The organism is Bacillus sp. FSL W8-0640, assembly GCF_038007725.1.
Lineage (GTDB): Bacteria > Bacillota > Bacilli > Bacillales > Bacillaceae_G > Bacillus_A > Bacillus_A cereus.
Map to the genome: position 1 here is coordinate 4682926 of NZ_JBBOXT010000001.1, position 17075 is coordinate 4700000.

Genomic DNA, 17075 nt, shown 5'->3' on the forward strand with positions numbered 1-17075 from the left:
AAGGTATATTATATTTGTTGAGTAGATTCTCTTTAGAGACAAGAAAAGTAGGTGAACAAAGTGGGAAAATATCAATTGGATTCCAAAAGTCAGGTAGCTGTGGCAAAGTTCCATGAAAAACAGAAGCCTGCCAAATTTGATAAAAAGCAGCAACTTGAAAAATTGCGTACGGAGTATTTGAAAAAGAAGCAAAAACAAACAGATAAATAATATGTTTTATTTTCCGAATTTTTTCTGTATGTAACGCAAACAAACACAAGAAAATAGGTAAGTTATTCATCATTCAAATATATACAGGCTATTTTTTCAAACCTCTTACTTATGCAACTAACGCATGCGTCAGTTCATTAAGAATAACTAAAAAAGTCGATTCCTTGAGATGAAAAAGAGTAAACAGTGTCCTTATCAGGCACTGTTTTATTTTGACATTATAATTTCCTCCACTGATTTAGGTAAGCGATACAAGCTATTCCCCACCTCCAAAAGAATGAATCAAGTTCCTCACCGCATATATTAAACTATACCTTTTCTTAAGGAGGGCTACCTTAATGCGTACTCCTTTATCCTTTGATAAAGAAACTGCCATACTGTTAGCTTCTTGTTGTGAGTTAACGTATGAACAATATAAACAAAATGGTATTTTCGAAATACCAGATGGTTTTCAATATGTACAAGGTTTTCAAGGAAAGGCAATTCAAACAACAGAATGGTTCGGATTTATATTAGAATCTGAGGATACAATTATCGTTGCCTTCAGAGGCACTCAAACAGATCCAGATTGGATTATTGATTCTCTCGTCAATCAAAAACCTTATCCTTATGCTTTAAATGGCGGAAATGTCCATAACGGTTTTCTCTCTATTTATGAGTCTTGTCGTGATTCTATTATGGATATGCTCGTATCATTGCCAGCACATAAAAAACTGCTAGCTACTGGGCATAGTCTAGGTGGCGCGCTTGCCACATTACACATATTAGATGCACGTATAAATACTGCCTTCGCACAGTATGGACTTTATACATTCGCTTCTCCAAAAGTAGGAGATATCGCTTTTCGAAATTATTATAAACTACAAGTAGCTAGTAGCTTTCGTTTCGTCAACTTATTCGATGTCGTCCCACTTCTCCCTCCCCGAAACATAAATTTTAATGATCATGATTGGGAGTATGCACACGTCCATCACAACATGACATTTACAAAAAACACAAAATCCATTACAAATAATCATTCCATTACAACATACAAAACATGTCTGACTTCTCATTTTTAACCAGTAAACAATTGGAAATAAAATATTCGTATACTATAATAATCTATGAAGTTATTTTTGGATGAGGGGACCTTACATGTTAAAATTTATCTTCGCATTTTTCCTTATTATAATTTTTACGGTTACAGGTTTCTTTACATTTTCATACTTTGCGACAGGAGAGTATGATGGGGCAGGTATCATATATACCACTGTTCCATTTCTTTCTTAAGCAAAATAAATAAAACGAGCTTAATTTTATTAAGCACGTTTTATTTATTAATATCCATTTCTGTTGGTAAATCGATAATATATCTCCCAATATAGCAACCTCTTTAAAACTGTTTAACTGCATTACCAATACCCCAAATTTCATTACTGTACTGCAAAATCGTTCGATCGCTCGCAAAATGACCAGACTGTGCAATATTTAAAATCGACATTTCTAGCCACTTCGTTCGGTTCTCATAAGCTCTACCGACAGCTTCTTGTCTTTCAGCATATGGACCAAAATCTCGCAGAACGAAATATTCATCATTTTGAATAACGAGAGAATCGTAAATTGTTTCAAATTCGGCTCCCGACTGTGCAAAGAAACCATTCGTTAACTGATCTACTACCTTTTTAATGTGCCCATTGTGGTGATAATAATCACTTGCACGATATCCACCATTTTGATAGTAATGAAGAACCTCTTCGGCTGTTAAACCGAAAATGAAACAGTTATCATCACCGACCCGGTCTTTTATTTCAACGTTAGCACCGTCTAGCGTTCCGAGTGTAATCGCACCATTCATCATAAATTTCATATTACCTGTTCCCGATGCTTCTTTACTCGCCGTTGAAATTTGTTCACTTACATCCGCTGCCGGGAATATATCTTCTGCTAAAGAAACTCGATAGTTTTCTAGAAAGATAACTTTCATATATTGACTGACATACGGGTCATTATTTACTTTTCTTGCGAGTTCATTTATTAATTTAATAATTTTTTTCGCGTAATAATAGCCAGGTGATGCTTTCGCTCCAAAAATAAAAGTACGCGGATAAAATGTAAAACTAGCATCCTCTTTCAAACGGTTATACAAATATAAAATATGAAGAACATTTAATAATTGTCGTTTGTAAGCATGTAATCTTTTCACTTGCACATCAAAAATAGAATTTGGATCAATGGTAATCCCCATTGTATTATGAATACGCTCCGCTAAAATCTCTTTACGCTCTTGTTTTACCTCTGCAAATTTCTCTTGGAAACTCGCATCATATTGAACTAATTGTAGCTCTTGAAGCTTAATCGGTTCTTTCTTCCACTCTGTTCCAATCGCCTCTGAAATGAGATTTGTTAACTGTGGATTTGCTTTCATAAGCCAGCGCCTATGAGCAATTCCATTCGTCTTATTATTAAACTTATCTGGATAAAATTCATAAAACAATCGCATTTCCCGCTGCTTTAATATTTCCGTATGAATTTTCGCTACACCGTTTACGCTATGGCTACCGACAATCGCTAAATGAGCCATTTTCACAAGGTCATGTGCAATAATCGCCATTGCTTCAATACGATCCCACTCATACGGATACTGTTCCCACAGTTCATGACAGAAACGTTCATTAATCTCTTCAATAATCATATAAATTCTCGGTAATAACGGTTTAAAAATGTGAATTGGCCACTTTTCGAGCGCTTCTGATAACGTCGTATGATTCGTATAAGAAATCGTCTGCGTCGTTATGTGCCAAGCTTCTTCCCATGCTAACTTTTCTTCGTCTAGTAAAATACGCATCAGTTCCGGAATTGCTAAAACCGGATGTGTATCGTTAATGTGGATCGCAATTTTTTCATGTAGTTGACGAAGGTCACCGTATCTTTCTCTATGCATTCGAACGATATTTTGCAAACTTGCTGATACGAGGAAATACTGTTGTTTTAAACGAAGTATTTTTCCCTCATCATGCGTATCATCTGGATATAAAAACTCCGATACAGCCTCTGTTTCACGCTTATATTTCAAAATATCTTTGCAGTTTTGCGGGAAAGGAACTGGTTCAGCATTCCAAAGTCTAAGTGTATTTACAGTACTCGTCTCATAGCCAACTACCGGCACATCATATGGCACGGCCATAATGACTTCTGCATTTGTATGCCTAAACTCTAAACGCCCGTCAATTTCTAGCGGTTCAACACTGCCGAAATAACTTACTTCTACAGCTTGATCATGCCTTCTTACTTCCCATACGTTTTCATGAAGAAGCCACTGTTCTGGAAATTCGACTTGATAACCATCAACAATTTTCTGATCAAACAAACCATGTTTATAACGAATTCCACAGCCGTGTCCTGGCAAGTTTAAAGATGCAAGTGAATCGAGAAAACAGGCTGCTAAGCGTCCAAGCCCACCATTACCAAGGCCTGCATCTGCTTCCACTTCTTCTAACTCTTGTAACGAAATCCCTAGTTCAGATAACCCTTGCTCGCATACATCTCTAATACCTAAATTCAAGATGTTACTTCCAAGCAAACGTCCAAGCAAAAACTCAATAGACAAGTAATACATTTGCTTTTGCTCTCCGGATCGATAACTCTCATTCGTTGCAATCCATTGACTATTCATATACTCACGTACCATATGGCCGAGTGTATTATATTGATCACGAGTTGTAGAATCTTTAAAACTTTTACCATACATCGTCTCTAACTTTTCTAGAAAAGTTGATTTAAAACTTTCAACATGAGTAAACATTTTTTCACCACCTACATGTTATTCCATGAGACTTTTATATAATTCCTTATAAGCAAGAGCCGATTGCTCCCAGCTGTAATCTTCAGTCATCGCTTGTTTTACAAGCTGCTCCCATACCGGTTTATCGTGATAGAATTCAATTGCACGATGAATCGTATGCAGCATGTCATGTGCATTAAAATTCGTGAAACTGAAACCATTTCCTTCGCCTGTTTCTTCATCATAAGAATGTACCGTATCGTTTAATCCACCTGTTTCTCTTACAATTGGAATCGTACCGTACGCTAATGCGATAAGTTGTCCAAGTCCACACGGTTCAAACAGCGATGGCATTAAAAACAAATCGCTTCCCGCATACACTTGGTGAGCTAATTCTTCATTAAATCCGATATAAACTTTTACCTTCTCCGGATACTCATATGCCATCCACTCAAAGAATTGCTCATATTCCGAATCACCTGAACCTAAAATAATACATTGTACATCTTCTTCCATTAGTTCGCGGAATACAGTACGTACTAAATCAAGACCTTTTTGCTTCGTTAATCTCGTTACCATTGAAATAATTGGTGTATCCTCTTTTTCTGGCAAACCAAAATAACGCTGCAAGGCGCGTTTATTTTCACTCTTTTCATATAATGACTCTGCATCATACTGAGCCTTAATATACGAATCCGTTTCTGGATTATATACGCTCGTATCAATACCATTTACAATGCCGCTAAGCTTATCATTATATTTTCGCAGTAATCCATCTAACTTCTCACCGAAAAATTCATATTGAATTTCTTCTTTATATGTCGGGCTCACCGCTGTAATTTGATCCGAAGCGATAATACCGCCCTTCATAAAGTTCACATTCCCATAAAACTCTAACTGCTCACTGTGGAAATATTCATCACCAAGTTCTAACAAGTCGTACATTACTTCAGGAGGAAATACACCTTGGAACTGTAAGTTATGAATTGTATATACCGTTTTAATACGCTCATATAACGGGTTATCTTGATACTTTTCACGAAGTAAGAAATTAACCATAGCCGTATGCCAATCGTGGCTATGAAGAACATCCACTTCAAAATCAAGGTGCGAAATACACTCTAACACCGCTTTTGAGAAATAAGAAAAACGCTCTCCGTCATCATAATGACCATACAGAGAATCTCTCTTAAAATAATATTCATTATCTATTAAGTAATACGTAATTCCGTCTTGCTCACCTTTTAAAATTCCACAATATTGATTTCTCCACCCAAGCGGGACGTTAATTACTTTATGTAACGTACATCCATCTCTTAACTTTTGCGGAATGAGGCTATAATTCGGAAGTATAATACGAACGTCCACTCCTAATTTTTTCAGCTCTTTTGGGAGCGCACCCGCTACATCAGCTAATCCTCCCGATTTCACAAACGGTACACATTCTGATACTGCAAATAAAATATTCACTTGTTGTCCCACTGCGCGAAAAGTTTTTATTACTCCTCTTGCAGCTTCCTCCCTTCGAGTTTTCATTTGAATTAAAACTTTAATCAGTGGAGGAAGACCCCCACTGATTCTTTTAAGAATAACTATTAATCGTACTGTTTTGTACGCTTCCTTTTTCTACAACATACGGCCCATCGGCGTTTCCTTTTAATACGACACCGTCACCAATTTTCACGTCTTTATCAATAATAACACCATCTATTATACAGTTATCTCCAATTTGGCTCTTTTGCATAATAATACTGTTACGAATAATTGAACCTTTTCCAATTTTAACTGAACGGGAAACAACACTGTTTTCGACTTCCCCTTCAATAATACTACCGTTTGCAATCATTGTATTTTTCACGATTGCACCCTTTAAATAACGAGTTGGTGGCTCATCTTTTACTTTCGTAAAGATCGGTGCTTCTTTCTTAAATAATTGCTTCCAAATAGCAGGTTGCAAAATTTCTAAGCTATGTTTATAGTAACTTTCAATCGAGTCAATAATTGCTACATATCCAGTATGTTCATATGTAGCAATGTGTAATGATTTCCCGCGCTTTTCTCTCACTACATCAAATAAACTGTATTGTTCCACATCTTTATATGACTCAAATAAGTCTAACAATAATTGTTTCTTTAACACATATGTTTGAAGTGAAACCCCTTCATGGCAAACTTCCGTAATATCAGCTGCCGTATGTATATGCCGCTCTAACACCGCTTGAAAATTTAATGCTGTTACGAGATGGCTATTCGTAATAACAACGTACTCTTCTCTGCTTCTTAGAAAATAATCAATATGTCTTCTAAAGTGTGCAAAAGACCCAAATTCATCTTGGTCACATTGGCAATTTGGCGGGAATAAAAATAGTCCGTCTCTTTTTCTATCTAAATCCCACTGTTTTCCTGAACCAACATGGTCCATTAACGAACGATTTTTATGGCTTGTAAAAACTGCCACACTATGAATACTAGAATTCACCATATTTGAAAGCATGAAATCAATGAGTCGATAACGGCCCCCAAACGGTAACGCCGCTAGTGAACGATGCCCTGTTACTTTCTTTAAGGAAGGAAAACTTCCCGTTGCATTAATAATTCCTAACATTTTTTCTCCCATTCATTTCATCCCCCTTTTCTATTTCCCTTCAGCAATTAATACTACATCGTCAACATTCTTTTCTGGACGAATGATTGTTCCATCCTCGATAACCATTTCTGATCCAACAATCGCTCTTTCAATCACAACATTTTTACCAATCTTAGCCCCTGGCATAACGACAGAATCAATCACCATACTTCCTTCTTCCACCGTCACTCCTTGGAATAACACAGAATGCTTCACGTCCCCTTCAATGACGCACCCTTCGTTAATAAGCGATTCTTCTACTTTCGCCTTTTCAGCAATATATTGAGGCGGTTCGTTTGGATTGACAGAGTAAATACGCCAATTACGATCGTTTAAATTCAGTGATGTTTCATCGCGAAGCAAATCCATATTCGCTTCCCATAAGCTCTTCACCGTTCCAACATCTTTCCAATATCCTTCAAAAGGATACGCCATTAGCTTCTTCCCTTCATCCAATAAAAGCGGAAGTACGTCTTTTCCAAAATCGTTACTAGATTCAGGGTTTCTTGCATCCATCTCTAAATACTCTTTCAAAATTGACCAATTAAAAATATAGATTCCCATTGATGCAAGATTACTTCTTGGAAATTGTGGTTTCTCTTCAAACTCAACAATCTCCATTTCTTCATTTGTATTCATAATGCCAAAGCGACTCGCTTCATCCCAAGGTACTTCAATAACAGAAATGGATACGTCCGATTCTTTCTGAATATGGTAATCTAGCATCTTACTGTAATCCATTTTATAAATATGGTCGCCTGATAAAATGAGAACATACTCCGGTTCATACTGACTTAAATAGTTTAAGTTTTGATAAATGGCACTTGCCGTACCTGTATACCACTTAACCCCTGAAGACTCCGCATAAGGAGGTAAGACTGTGACCCCACCGTTTACTCGGTCTAAATCCCACGCATTTCCGATTCCGATATAATTATGAAGTTCGAGTGGTTGATATTGCGTTAAAATCCCAACCGTTTCAATACCAGAATTCGCACAGTTACTTAGCGTAAAATCAATAATGCGATATTTACCACCAAATGGAACAGCTGGCTTGGCTAAATTCTTTGTTAATGCACTTAAACGACTACCTTTTCCCCCTGCTAGTAACATTGCTACGCACTTTTGTTTTTGAGCCATCTTGTTTTTTGCTCCCCTTTCTCGTCTTCACTGGTCGTAATATGGATACGCCAAATGGTGGAATTGTAATCTCTACATGTGCTGCTTGATTATGGTACGGTTCTAGAATCGTCTTAAGACGTTTCTTATTCACTTGTCCCGAACCGCCATATTGCTGTGCATCACTGTTTAAAATCTCGTTATAATACTCGAAATCTGGTACACCTACTTTATAGTTTTCATATGTAGCTTTCGTAAAATTACATACGATAACTAACGCATCTTCTTGTTTATCCCCTTGGCGGATAAACGAGAAAATACTTTGCTCGTTATTATTAGCATCAATCCACTGAAAACCTTCAGGCGAATGATCAAGCTGCCAAAGTGGTTTTGAGCGCTTATACAATGCTATGAGCTCTTTAAAGTAATCATGCATATAACGATGCATTTCAAAATCATGTAAATTCCAATCTAAATCTTCAAGGTCTTTCCACTCATCAAACTGCCCGAATTCTCCTCCCATGAAAAGTAATTTCTTTCCTGGGTGAGTAAAGAAATATCCATATAACAAACGAAGCTGAGCAAACTTATCCCAGTAATCACCTGGCATTTTATTTAATAACGACTTTTTCCCATGAACGACTTCATCATGAGAAAGGGGTAATATGAAGTTTTCAGAGTAAGCATATAGTAAAGAGAACGTCATTTTCTCATGAATATATTTTCTGTACTCTGGCGCACACTCCATATATTTCAGCACGTCATTCATCCAGCCCATATTCCATTTGTAATTGAATCCAAGCCCACCTTCATACGTTGGTGCTGTTACAAGTGGCCAAGCTGTTGAATCCTCTGCCGTCATAAGAAAATCTTCATCCTCTGCAAACACTGCTTCATTTAACTCCCGTAAAAATGACACAGCGTACTCATTACTTTGCTCTTGTCCTTCTTTATTCCAGTACAACATGTTCGCAACTGCATCTACTCTGAAACCATCAATATGGAAATATCTCATCCAAAATAACGCATTTGAAATTAAGAAATTACGTACCTCTCTCTTTCCTAAATCAAAATTGACAGTTCCCCATACTAGATTTTCTTGTACATCTTTATCTTTATATTCATAGGTCGGTGTGCCATCAAACAAATATAAACCGTGAGCATCTTTACAAAAATGCCCCGGTACCCAATCTAAAATGACACCGATTCCATATTTATGACATTCGTCGACAAAATACATTAAATCATGCGGTGTACCAAATCTACTCGTCGCTGCATAATATCCCGTTCCTTGATATCCCCAAGAACGATCATATGGATGCTCAACAAGCGGCATAATTTCAATATGTGTAAATTGATGTTCCACCACATACGGAATGAGTTCTTCTGCCATTTCCCTGTAAGAATATAGTGTTCCATCTTCTTTCTTTTTCCAAGAACCAAAATGTAATTCATAAACTGTCATCGCTTCTTTATAAATCGGTTTTTTCTTTTTCTTACGATTCCAGTTTTTATCATTCCATTCATATCCTTTTATATCAAAAACTACAGATGCCGTATTCGGTCTTACTTCTGCATATATAGCATACGGATCTGCCTTTAAAATGACGTCACCAGCCAACGTTTCAATCGCATATTTATATATTTCTCCTTCTTCAATATGCGGTATAAATAAGGACCAAATCCCTTCTTCTGTCACTTGTAGCATCTTATGTTGCTCATAATCCCACTCATTAAAATCTCCAACAACACTCATTGCTTTCGCATGAGGAGCCCAGACTGTAAATCGTACCCCTTGAATCTCATCTTCCGTCACAACATGTGCACCAAAGATGTTATAACTTTCATAGTACTTTTCTGTATGAAACTCATCTCGTTTCACTTCTTCACAATTTATTACACTCAATATGCTCACCTCACTTAGATGACAGAATTTTTTATACTTTAACTATTTCTGCGAAAAACTGCAATATCCTTGTTAATTTATAAAAAACATTCGTTTTTTTCTTAAAAATGTTAGTTTTTCTTCACATTTCCGTGTAAAATATCGAATTTTGACGAATATTAATTGAAAACGCTTTATTATTCTTCTATATTTTTACCAATTATTTTTTCTCAACCTTTATTTTATTATGTTTATCCTATTTTTCATGCTATTTTCCACTCAAAATCAAAACAAAATAATCTGTCATAAAAAAATGTTTCTCAATATTTTTTGTCACAATGTTATTGAAATGCGAAATTTAATCCTGCTTTTGAAAAGCTACTTTCCGAAAAAGGAGTAACCGCAAAAGTAAATGAACCGAAATTAGAGGCAGGTTCTGTTACAGTTGGCGGCGCTATCGATGACAAAAACTTTGCTGGATTAGATGGTGATTTCCCGTTCATTGATGTAACTTTCAAAGTAGAAAATGATGAATTTTATGAAGCAAACGCTCAATTAGAGTCACCAATTTTTGTTTACTGGAAACAAGGTGAATCAGAACCAAATAGAATGCGTGTACTTCAAGATCAAACATTCTCAGTTATGTCCTTAAACTCACTAGTAGAAGGAAATATTAAACCTGGTGCGTTCTTAAATGAACGCGAATATTTAGATGAAAAGTTCGATTATACAAAGCTTGGCGTAAAAGTATATGCGACTGATTCTTACCGTCATAAGTTTGAAGGCTCACTAGATAAATACGGATACTTCAAACTAAATGGACTTCCAGTTAATAAACGCGACTATAACTTATATGTAGAGGTGCCAGGACATTTAACAAGCCGCCTAACAACGAAACTTGGTACTGAAAAAGACGGTAAGCTGCTTGGCCAATATTATTATGCAAGACCTGACGAAAACCTTACCGGCGATGTAAATGCTGATAAAGTAATCGATATTAAAGATGCTGAAATTATCGCTAGCAACTATGGTAAAAAAGGAGTAACTGTAAAAGACGGAGACCTTAATAAAGATGGTATTGTCGACGAAAAAGATATTCGCTTCGTTGAAAGGAACTTCTTGAAAAAAGGTCCAGATGCATCTAAATCACAAACACCTGTAGAAAAATCCAAAAGCGGTACACTGGCAGATATTTTAAAGAAATTAGGATTAACACCTAAAAAATAATAAAATGAAACTTTAATCAGTGGGTTTTTACTGCCCGGCAAATAGCGGAATAATAAAGAGCACTCTACGTAAAATAGAGTGCTCTTTTCTATAAACAACCCTTATCCAGCAAAAGGGGTATATTGGGGATATACAAGGGAAACCGGAAAAGGAATTTATATTAAATTATATAAGTTCAGAGGTAAGAAGCAGTTTCCCACCTCTGAATTATTTAGCAATTATTATAGTACTGGTGCCATTGTTTCTTTTAATACTTTTACAGAATGAGCGAACTTCACTTTTTCCTCTTCATTTAGCTCAAGTTCTACGATTTCACGTACACCTTCGCGGTTAATTACAGCTGGAACACCTACGTAAGCATCTTTCTCGCCGTATTGACCTTCAAGGTATGCAGATACAGTTAATACGCTGTTCTCGTTGTTTAAGATTGCTTTAGTTACACGAAGTAGTGACATACCGATTCCGTAGTAAGTTGCACCTTTACGCTCGATGATATGGTAAGCTGCATCACGTACGTTTTCGAAGATTTTGTCTAAGTCTTCTTGTTTGTACTGTTCGTTGTTAGCTAAGATTGTTTCTAATTTTTGTACACCGATAGTAGCGTGGCTCCATACTGGAAGTTCAGTGTCACCGTGTTCACCAACGATGTAAGCATGAACGTTACGTGGATCTACATCTAAGTAGTCACCTAACATGTAACGGAAACGAGCAGAGTCTAAAGTAGTACCAGAACCGATTACGCGCTCTTTCGGTAAACCAGATTCTTTCCAAGTTACGTAAGTTAAAATATCAACTGGATTAGTTGCGATTAAGAAGATTCCATCGAATCCGCTATCCATAATGCAGCGAACGATTTGTTTAAAGATCTTTGTATTTTTCTCAACTAAGTCTAAACGAGTTTCACCTGGCTTTTGTGGTAACCCAGCAGTGATAACAACTAAATCTGCATCTTTACAATCTGCATAGCTACCGCTCCAAACTTTTGTTGGTGATGGAGAGAATGGTACCGCATGGCTTAAGTCCATTGCTTCCCCTTCTGCTTTTGCTTCATTAACATCTACTAATACGAATTCTTCAGCTACACCTTGGTTGATCATTGAGTAAGCGTAACTACAACCTACAGCTCCTGTTCCTACTAATACTACACGATTGATACCTTTTTTCATGGTAATTTCCCTCTCTATTGTTCACATATATTTTTTTATGATTGTTTAAGTAATTAATTAAAATACTAATTTAATGTTGTTTAACTTCTTTACATTCATATTGTAGCACGTATTATTGTGAATTACTTCACAAATTATGACCTATTTGTGAACTTTTTCACATAGAGTGTAAAGTTATTGGAATAGGTGTGGAATCCATTTCAATGGAGGCGTTTTCTTTAGATTGTGAAAGGGTTTTTCTTGTGGTTTTTATCGGTAAGTGAAATTATATCAGCGATTATTAAAATTTATCGATCGTAACTCAAATTATATCAGCGATTTTTGCAATATATCGACTTACCGACAAAACTCGACAATAATGACAACATAAAAAAGCTGTCTCCAGTAGGTCACCCTATTGAGAGGCAGCTTCTTCTATATATTATTTATTTTCCACAGTAGCTCCCGGATGTATTTTCATCCGTTTCTCCAAGTGTAGGAGGCTACAGCCATACAGCTGGGGTAAAAGTTCAACTTGAGGTATCATTTTAGATAGATAGTTCCTTCATATTCATACAGGCCCAAATAAACAACATGATTGTATTTACCGCTCTATATACCCAACTGCAACAGCCCATACTTCATATTTCTTCTATTGCATAAAAAAGCAGACTATCCAAAGTTCACTTTTATACAACAAAAAAGAGATAGCAGATTATGCTATCTCTTTTAGTATGACCCGTACGGGATTCGAACCCGTGTTACCGCCGTGAAAGGGCGGTGTCTTAACCACTTGACCAACGGGCCAGTTCTGGCAGAGAAGAAGGGATTCGAACCCTCGCACCGCGTTCGCGATCTACTCCCTTAGCAGGGGAGCCCCTTGAGCCACTTGGGTACTTCTCTATAAATATGGCTCCGCAGGTAGGACTCGAACCTACGACCGATCGGTTAACAGCCGATAGCTCTACCACTGAGCTACTGCGGAACAATTATGGTGGGCCTAAATGGACTCGAACCATCGACCTCACGCTTATCAGGCGTGCGCTCTAACCAGCTGAGCTATAGGCCCATAATTGAAAAGCGGGTGAAGAGAATCGAACTCTCGACCAGAGCTTGGAAGGCTCTTGTTTTACCACTAAACTACACCCGCATTAAATTGTAAATGGTGAGCCATGAAGGACTCGAACCTTCGACCCTCTGATTAAAAGTCAGATGCTCTACCAACTGAGCTAATGGCTCATTTTGAAAGTGGTGCCGACTAGAGGACTTGAACCCCCAACCTACTGATTACAAGTCAGTTGCTCTACCAATTGAGCTAAGTCGGCTCGTGATTTCAAAATGGTGGCTCGGGACGGAATCGAACCGCCGACACGAGGATTTTCAGTCCTCTGCTCTACCGACTGAGCTACCGAGCCTTTATGTAAAAAATGGCGGTCCCGACCGGGGTCGAACCGGCGATCTCCTGCGTGACAGGCAGGCATGTTAACCACTACACCACGGGACCATTTGGTTGCGGGGACAGGATTTGAACCTGCGACCTTCGGGTTATGAGCCCGACGAGCTACCGTGCTGCTCCACCCCGCGATGATAAAATATTCACTTTAGAAAAAATGGAGGAGGTAGAGGGATTCGAACCCCCGCGCGACTCTCGCCGCCTGTCGGTTTTCAAGACCGATCCCTTCAGCCGAACTTGGGTATACCTCCGAGATATATACGTCTAATGGTGGACCTTGTAGGACTCGAACCTACGACCGGACGGTTATGAGCCGTCTGCTCTAACCAGCTGAGCTAAAGGTCCTTTATGGTAGCGGCGGAGGGGATCGAACCCCCGACCTCACGGGTATGAACCGTACGCTCTAGCCAGCTGAGCTACACCGCCATAAATGATATTAATATAAGTGGAGCCTAGCGGGATCGAACCGCTGACCTCCTGCGTGCAAGGCAGGCGCTCTCCCAGCTGAGCTAAGGCCCCATGTTTTTTAGGAATATCGGGAAGACAGGATTTGAACCTGCGACCCCCTGGTCCCAAACCAGGTGCTCTACCAAGCTGAGCCACTTCCCGTTAATAAAAGCGCGCCCGAGAGGAGTCGAACCCCTAACCTCTTGATCCGTAGTCAAACGCTCTATCCAATTGAGCTACGGGCGCATATGGTGCCGAGGGCGGGGGTCGAACCCGCACGGTGGTCACCCACCGCAGGATTTTAAGTCCTGTGCGTCTGCCTGTTCCGCCACCCCGGCATGTCATATTGAAAATTGGAGCGGAAGACGGGATTCGAACCCGCGACCCCAACCTTGGCAAGGTTGTATTCTACCACTGAACTACTTCCGCAAGACATGTATGAGTTATTTAATTAAAAGTGCGGGTGAAGGGAGTCGAACCCCCACGCCAAAGGCGCCAGATCCTAAGTCTGGTGCGTCTGCCAATTCCGCCACACCCGCATATTAATTTATTTAAGAAAAATGGGGCGACTGATGGGAATCGAACCCACGAATGCCGGAGCCACAATCCGGTGCGTTAACCACTTCGCCACAACCGCCATGATTTCTGGTGCCGACTAGAGGACTTGAACCCCCAACCTACTGATTACAAGTCAGTTGCTCTACCAATTGAGCTAAGTCGGCTAAATGGTGGAGGATGACGGGATCGAACCGCCGACCCCCTGCTTGTAAGGCAGGTGCTCTCCCAGCTGAGCTAATCCTCCATTTGCCTGGCAACGTCCTACTCTCACAGGGACAAGGTCCCAACTACCATCGGCGCTAGAGAGCTTAACTTCCGTGTTCGGTATGGGAACGGGTGTGACCTCTCTGCCATCATTACCAGACTGTATTCATTTAAGACAAGAATTATTGTAACTCATTTACTTTTGAAAGTCAACAAGTTTTTTATATTCTTTCAAAACTAGATAACATTGCTTCATATTATATGGTTAAGTCCTCGATCTATTAGTATTCGTCAGCTCCACATGTCACCATGCTTCCACCTCGAACCTATCAACCTGATCATCTTTCAGGGATCTTACTAGCTTACGCTATGGGAAATCTCATCTTGAGGGGGCTTCATGCTTAGATGCTTTCAGCACTTATCCCTTCCGCACATAGCTACCCAGCTATGCCCTTGGCAGAACAACTGGTACACCAGCGGTGCGTCCATCCCGGTCCTCTCGTACTAAGGACAGCTCCTCTCAAATTTCCTACGCCCACGACGGATAGGGACCGAACTGTCTCACGACGTTCTGAACCCAGCTCGCGTACCGCTTTAATGGGCGAACAGCCCAACCCTTGGGACCGACTACAGCCCCAGGATGCGATGAGCCGACATCGAGGTGCCAAACCTCCCCGTCGATGTGGACTCTTGGGGGAGATAAGCCTGTTATCCCCGGGGTAGCTTTTATCCGTTGAGCGATGGCCCTTCCATGCGGAACCACCGGATCACTAAGCCCGACTTTCGTCCCTGCTCGACTTGTAGGTCTCGCAGTCAAGCTCCCTTATGCCTTTGCACTCTACGAATGATTTCCAACCATTCTGAGGGAACCTTTGGGCGCCTCCGTTACACTTTAGGAGGCGACCGCCCCAGTCAAACTGCCCACCTGACACTGTCTCCCGGGTCGATAAGACCCGTAGGTTAGAATTTCAATACAGTCAGGGCGGTATCCCACCAGCGCCTCCACCGAAGCTAGCGCTCCGGTTTCAATGGCTCCCGCCTATCCTGTACAAACTGTACCAAAATTCAATATCAGGCTACAGTAAAGCTCCACGGGGTCTTTCCGTCCTGTCGCGGGTAACCTGCATCTTCACAGGTACTATAATTTCACCGAGTCTCTGGTTGAGACAGTGCCCAAATCGTTACACCTTTCGTGCGGGTCGGAACTTACCCGACAAGGAATTTCGCTACCTTAGGACCGTTATAGTTACGGCCGCCGTTTACTGGGGCTTCAGTTCAGAGCTTCGCTTACGCTAACCCCTCTCCTTAACCTTCCAGCACCGGGCAGGTGTCACCCCCTATACTTCGCCTTACGGCTTCGCAGAGAGCTGTGTTTTTGCTAAACAGTCGCTTGGGCCTATTCACTGCGGCTTTCCGTTAAGAAAGCACCCCTTCTCCCGAAGTTACGGGGTCATTTTGCCGAGTTCCTTAACCAGAGTTCTCTCGCACACCTTAGGATTCTCTCCTCGCCTACCTGTGTCGGTTTGCGGTACAGGCACCTTTTATCTCGCTAGAAGCTTTTCTTGGCAGCGGGGAATCAAAGACTTCGCTCCATAAGGAGCTTCCCCATCACAGCTCAGCCTTTATGATAAGCGGATTTGCCTACTTATCAGCCTAACTGCTTGGACGTGCACAACCAATCGCACGCTTCTTCTATCCTTCTGCGTCCCTCCATTGCTCAAACGATAAAGAGGTGGTACAGGAATATCAACCTGTTGTCCATCGCCTACGCCTGTCGGCCTCGGCTTAGGTCCTGACTAACCCTGAGCGGACGAGCCTTCCTCAGGAAACCTTAGGCATTCGGTGGACGGGATTCTCACCCGTCTTTCGCTACTCATACCGGCATTCTCACTTCTAAGCACTCCACCAGTCCTTACGGTCTGACTTCACTGTCCTTAGAACGCTCCCCTACCACTGATACCATTGGTATCAATCCGCAGCTTCGGTGGTGTATTTAGCCCCGGTACATTTTCGGCGCAGAGTCACTCGACTAGTGAGCTATTACGCACTCTTTAAATGGTGGCTGCTTCTAAGCCAACATCCTAGTTGTCTAAGCAACTCCACATCCTTTTCCACTTAATACACACTTTGGGACCTTAGCTGGCGGTCTGGGCTGTTTCCCTTTTGACTACGGATCTTATCACTCGCAGTCTGACTCCTAAGGATAAGTCATTGGCATTCGGAGTTTGACTGAATTCGGTAATCCGATGAGGACCCCTAGTCCAATCAGTGCTCTACCTCCAAGACTCTTACACTTAAGGCTAGCCCTAAAGCTATTTCGGGGAGAACCAGCTATCTCCAGGTTCGATTGGAATTTCTCCGCTACCCACACCTCATCCCCGCACTTTTCAACGTGCGTGGGTTCGGGCCTCCATTCAGTGTTACCTGAACTTCACCCT

At 40.3% G+C, this 17075-nt stretch carries 9 protein-coding genes, 22 tRNA genes, 2 rRNA genes and 2 pseudogenes (1 of these 35 running past the window's edge); 5 read left to right on the plus strand and 30 right to left on the minus strand.

Annotated features, from left to right (window positions below):
• Positions 1 to 60 precede the first annotated feature (60 nt).
• The 3 genes from N2V80_RS24260 to N2V80_RS24270 all read left to right on the plus strand — a co-directional run bounded on the left by N2V80_RS24260 (position 61) and on the right by N2V80_RS24270 (position 1482).
• A complete protein-coding gene (locus tag N2V80_RS24260) occupies positions 61 to 210 on the plus strand; it encodes a hypothetical protein (protein WP_000521639.1) in 150 nt (49 codons plus the stop codon).
• Between the two features lie 338 nt (positions 211 to 548).
• Complete coding sequence (locus N2V80_RS24265; RefSeq protein ID WP_001260134.1) at positions 549 to 1271, plus strand: lipase family protein; 723 nt, start codon at positions 549 to 551, stop codon at positions 1269 to 1271.
• 76 nt (positions 1272 to 1347) lie between these two features.
• Positions 1348 to 1482, plus strand: coding sequence for a hypothetical protein (locus N2V80_RS24270; RefSeq protein ID WP_000911064.1), 135 nt, complete (start codon positions 1348 to 1350; stop codon positions 1480 to 1482).
• Between the two features lie 103 nt (positions 1483 to 1585).
• Here N2V80_RS24270 and glgP read toward each other — a convergent pair whose 3' ends face one another.
• From glgP to glgB, 5 genes are all read right to left on the minus strand, one after another.
• Positions 1586 to 3994, minus strand: a complete 2409-nt coding sequence (gene glgP / locus N2V80_RS24275) for a glycogen phosphorylase (RefSeq protein ID WP_061654867.1) — start codon at positions 3992 to 3994, stop codon at positions 1586 to 1588.
• A gap of 18 nt (positions 3995 to 4012) precedes the next feature.
• The gene (gene glgA, locus N2V80_RS24280; protein ID WP_061654870.1) at positions 4013 to 5443 is read right to left on the minus strand and encodes a glycogen synthase GlgA; all 1431 of its coding nucleotides are present in this window, start codon (positions 5441 to 5443) and stop codon (positions 4013 to 4015) included.
• Positions 5444 to 5555: 112 nt separating this feature from the next.
• Entirely contained in the window at positions 5556 to 6590 is a 1035-nt protein-coding gene (gene glgD, locus N2V80_RS24285) for a glucose-1-phosphate adenylyltransferase subunit GlgD (protein ID WP_061654868.1), read from the minus strand.
• A gap of 18 nt (positions 6591 to 6608) precedes the next feature.
• Positions 6609 to 7739 carry a glucose-1-phosphate adenylyltransferase gene (gene glgC / locus N2V80_RS24290; protein WP_000057606.1) on the minus strand — a complete coding sequence of 377 codons (1131 nt, stop codon included), beginning with the start codon at positions 7737 to 7739 and terminating at the stop codon, positions 6609 to 6611.
• Entirely contained in the window at positions 7687 to 9624 is a 1938-nt protein-coding gene (gene glgB, locus N2V80_RS24295) for a 1,4-alpha-glucan branching protein GlgB (RefSeq protein WP_000111398.1), read from the minus strand. Before glgB ends, glgC begins: the two co-directional genes overlap by 53 nt.
• Before the next feature lie 327 nt (positions 9625 to 9951).
• Between glgB and N2V80_RS24300 the strand changes: the two are divergent.
• Positions 9952 to 10830, plus strand: a pseudogene (locus N2V80_RS24300) (dockerin type I domain-containing protein); the annotation flags it as partial.
• Between the two features lie 221 nt (positions 10831 to 11051).
• Here the strand turns inward: N2V80_RS24300 and N2V80_RS24305 are convergent.
• Positions 11052 to 11996, minus strand: coding sequence for an L-lactate dehydrogenase (locus N2V80_RS24305; protein ID WP_061654869.1), 945 nt, complete (start codon positions 11994 to 11996; stop codon positions 11052 to 11054).
• A 441-nt stretch (positions 11997 to 12437) separates the two neighbouring features.
• On the opposite strand from N2V80_RS24305, the pseudogene N2V80_RS24310 reads away from it, so the two are divergent.
• Positions 12438 to 12613 (plus strand): annotated as a pseudogene (locus N2V80_RS24310) (IS4 family transposase); the annotation flags it as partial.
• Between the two features lie 97 nt (positions 12614 to 12710).
• Here N2V80_RS24310 and N2V80_RS24315 read toward each other — a convergent pair.
• From N2V80_RS24315 to N2V80_RS24430, 24 genes are all read right to left on the minus strand, one after another.
• Positions 12711 to 12782 (minus strand) — tRNA-Glu (locus N2V80_RS24315).
• A 5-nt stretch (positions 12783 to 12787) separates the two neighbouring features.
• Positions 12788 to 12878 (minus strand) — tRNA-Ser (locus N2V80_RS24320).
• A gap of 7 nt (positions 12879 to 12885) precedes the next feature.
• A tRNA-Asn gene (locus tag N2V80_RS24325) sits at positions 12886 to 12960 on the minus strand.
• Between the two features lie 7 nt (positions 12961 to 12967).
• Positions 12968 to 13044, minus strand: a tRNA-Ile gene (locus N2V80_RS24330).
• A 10-nt stretch (positions 13045 to 13054) separates the two neighbouring features.
• Positions 13055 to 13125: transfer RNA gene (locus N2V80_RS24335), tRNA-Gly, on the minus strand.
• A 13-nt stretch (positions 13126 to 13138) separates the two neighbouring features.
• Positions 13139 to 13214: transfer RNA gene (locus N2V80_RS24340), tRNA-Lys, on the minus strand.
• Between the two features lie 10 nt (positions 13215 to 13224).
• Positions 13225 to 13300: transfer RNA gene (locus tag N2V80_RS24345), tRNA-Thr, on the minus strand.
• Positions 13301 to 13314: 14 nt separating this feature from the next.
• Positions 13315 to 13390 (minus strand) — tRNA-Phe (locus tag N2V80_RS24350).
• Positions 13391 to 13403: 13 nt separating this feature from the next.
• A tRNA-Asp gene (locus N2V80_RS24355) sits at positions 13404 to 13479 on the minus strand.
• 3 nt (positions 13480 to 13482) lie between these two features.
• A tRNA-Met gene (locus tag N2V80_RS24360) sits at positions 13483 to 13559 on the minus strand.
• A 27-nt stretch (positions 13560 to 13586) separates the two neighbouring features.
• A tRNA-Ser gene (locus N2V80_RS24365) sits at positions 13587 to 13679 on the minus strand.
• Between the two features lie 17 nt (positions 13680 to 13696).
• Positions 13697 to 13773 (minus strand) — tRNA-Ile (locus N2V80_RS24370).
• Between the two features lie 4 nt (positions 13774 to 13777).
• A tRNA-Met gene (locus tag N2V80_RS24375) sits at positions 13778 to 13854 on the minus strand.
• A 20-nt stretch (positions 13855 to 13874) separates the two neighbouring features.
• Positions 13875 to 13947 (minus strand) — tRNA-Ala (locus N2V80_RS24380).
• A gap of 16 nt (positions 13948 to 13963) precedes the next feature.
• Positions 13964 to 14037, minus strand: a tRNA-Pro gene (locus tag N2V80_RS24385).
• Positions 14038 to 14047: 10 nt separating this feature from the next.
• Positions 14048 to 14121 (minus strand) — tRNA-Arg (locus tag N2V80_RS24390).
• Between the two features lie 3 nt (positions 14122 to 14124).
• Positions 14125 to 14213, minus strand: a tRNA-Leu gene (locus N2V80_RS24395).
• Between the two features lie 16 nt (positions 14214 to 14229).
• Positions 14230 to 14304, minus strand: a tRNA-Gly gene (locus N2V80_RS24400).
• A 29-nt stretch (positions 14305 to 14333) separates the two neighbouring features.
• Positions 14334 to 14414, minus strand: a tRNA-Leu gene (locus N2V80_RS24405).
• Between the two features lie 22 nt (positions 14415 to 14436).
• A tRNA-His gene (locus tag N2V80_RS24410) sits at positions 14437 to 14512 on the minus strand.
• A 9-nt stretch (positions 14513 to 14521) separates the two neighbouring features.
• Positions 14522 to 14597, minus strand: a tRNA-Thr gene (locus N2V80_RS24415).
• Between the two features lie 4 nt (positions 14598 to 14601).
• Positions 14602 to 14677, minus strand: a tRNA-Val gene (locus N2V80_RS24420).
• 4 nt (positions 14678 to 14681) lie between these two features.
• Positions 14682 to 14797, minus strand: a 5S ribosomal RNA gene (rrf, locus tag N2V80_RS24425).
• A 101-nt stretch (positions 14798 to 14898) separates the two neighbouring features.
• Positions 14899 to 17075: ribosomal RNA gene (locus tag N2V80_RS24430) — 23S ribosomal RNA — on the minus strand; it runs 744 nt beyond the window's last position.

Excerpts from the sequence above, each read along its gene's own strand:
- N2V80_RS24270 (WP_000911064.1), top strand. The coding sequence starts at position 1,348 with ATGTTAAAATTTATCTTCGCATTTTTCCTTATTATAATTTTTACGGTT.
- N2V80_RS24265 (WP_001260134.1), top strand. The coding sequence starts at position 549 with ATGCGTACTCCTTTATCCTTTGATAAAGAAACTGCCATACTGTTAGCT.
- glgP (WP_061654867.1), bottom strand. The coding sequence starts at position 3,994 with ATGTTTACTCATGTTGAAAGTTTTAAATCAACTTTTCTAGAAAAGTTA.
- N2V80_RS24305 (WP_061654869.1), bottom strand. The coding sequence starts at position 11,996 with ATGAAAAAAGGTATCAATCGTGTAGTATTAGTAGGAACAGGAGCTGTA.
- glgC (WP_000057606.1), bottom strand. The coding sequence starts at position 7,739 with ATGGCTCAAAAACAAAAGTGCGTAGCAATGTTACTAGCAGGGGGAAAA.
- glgD (WP_061654868.1), bottom strand. The coding sequence starts at position 6,590 with ATGGGAGAAAAAATGTTAGGAATTATTAATGCAACGGGAAGTTTTCCT.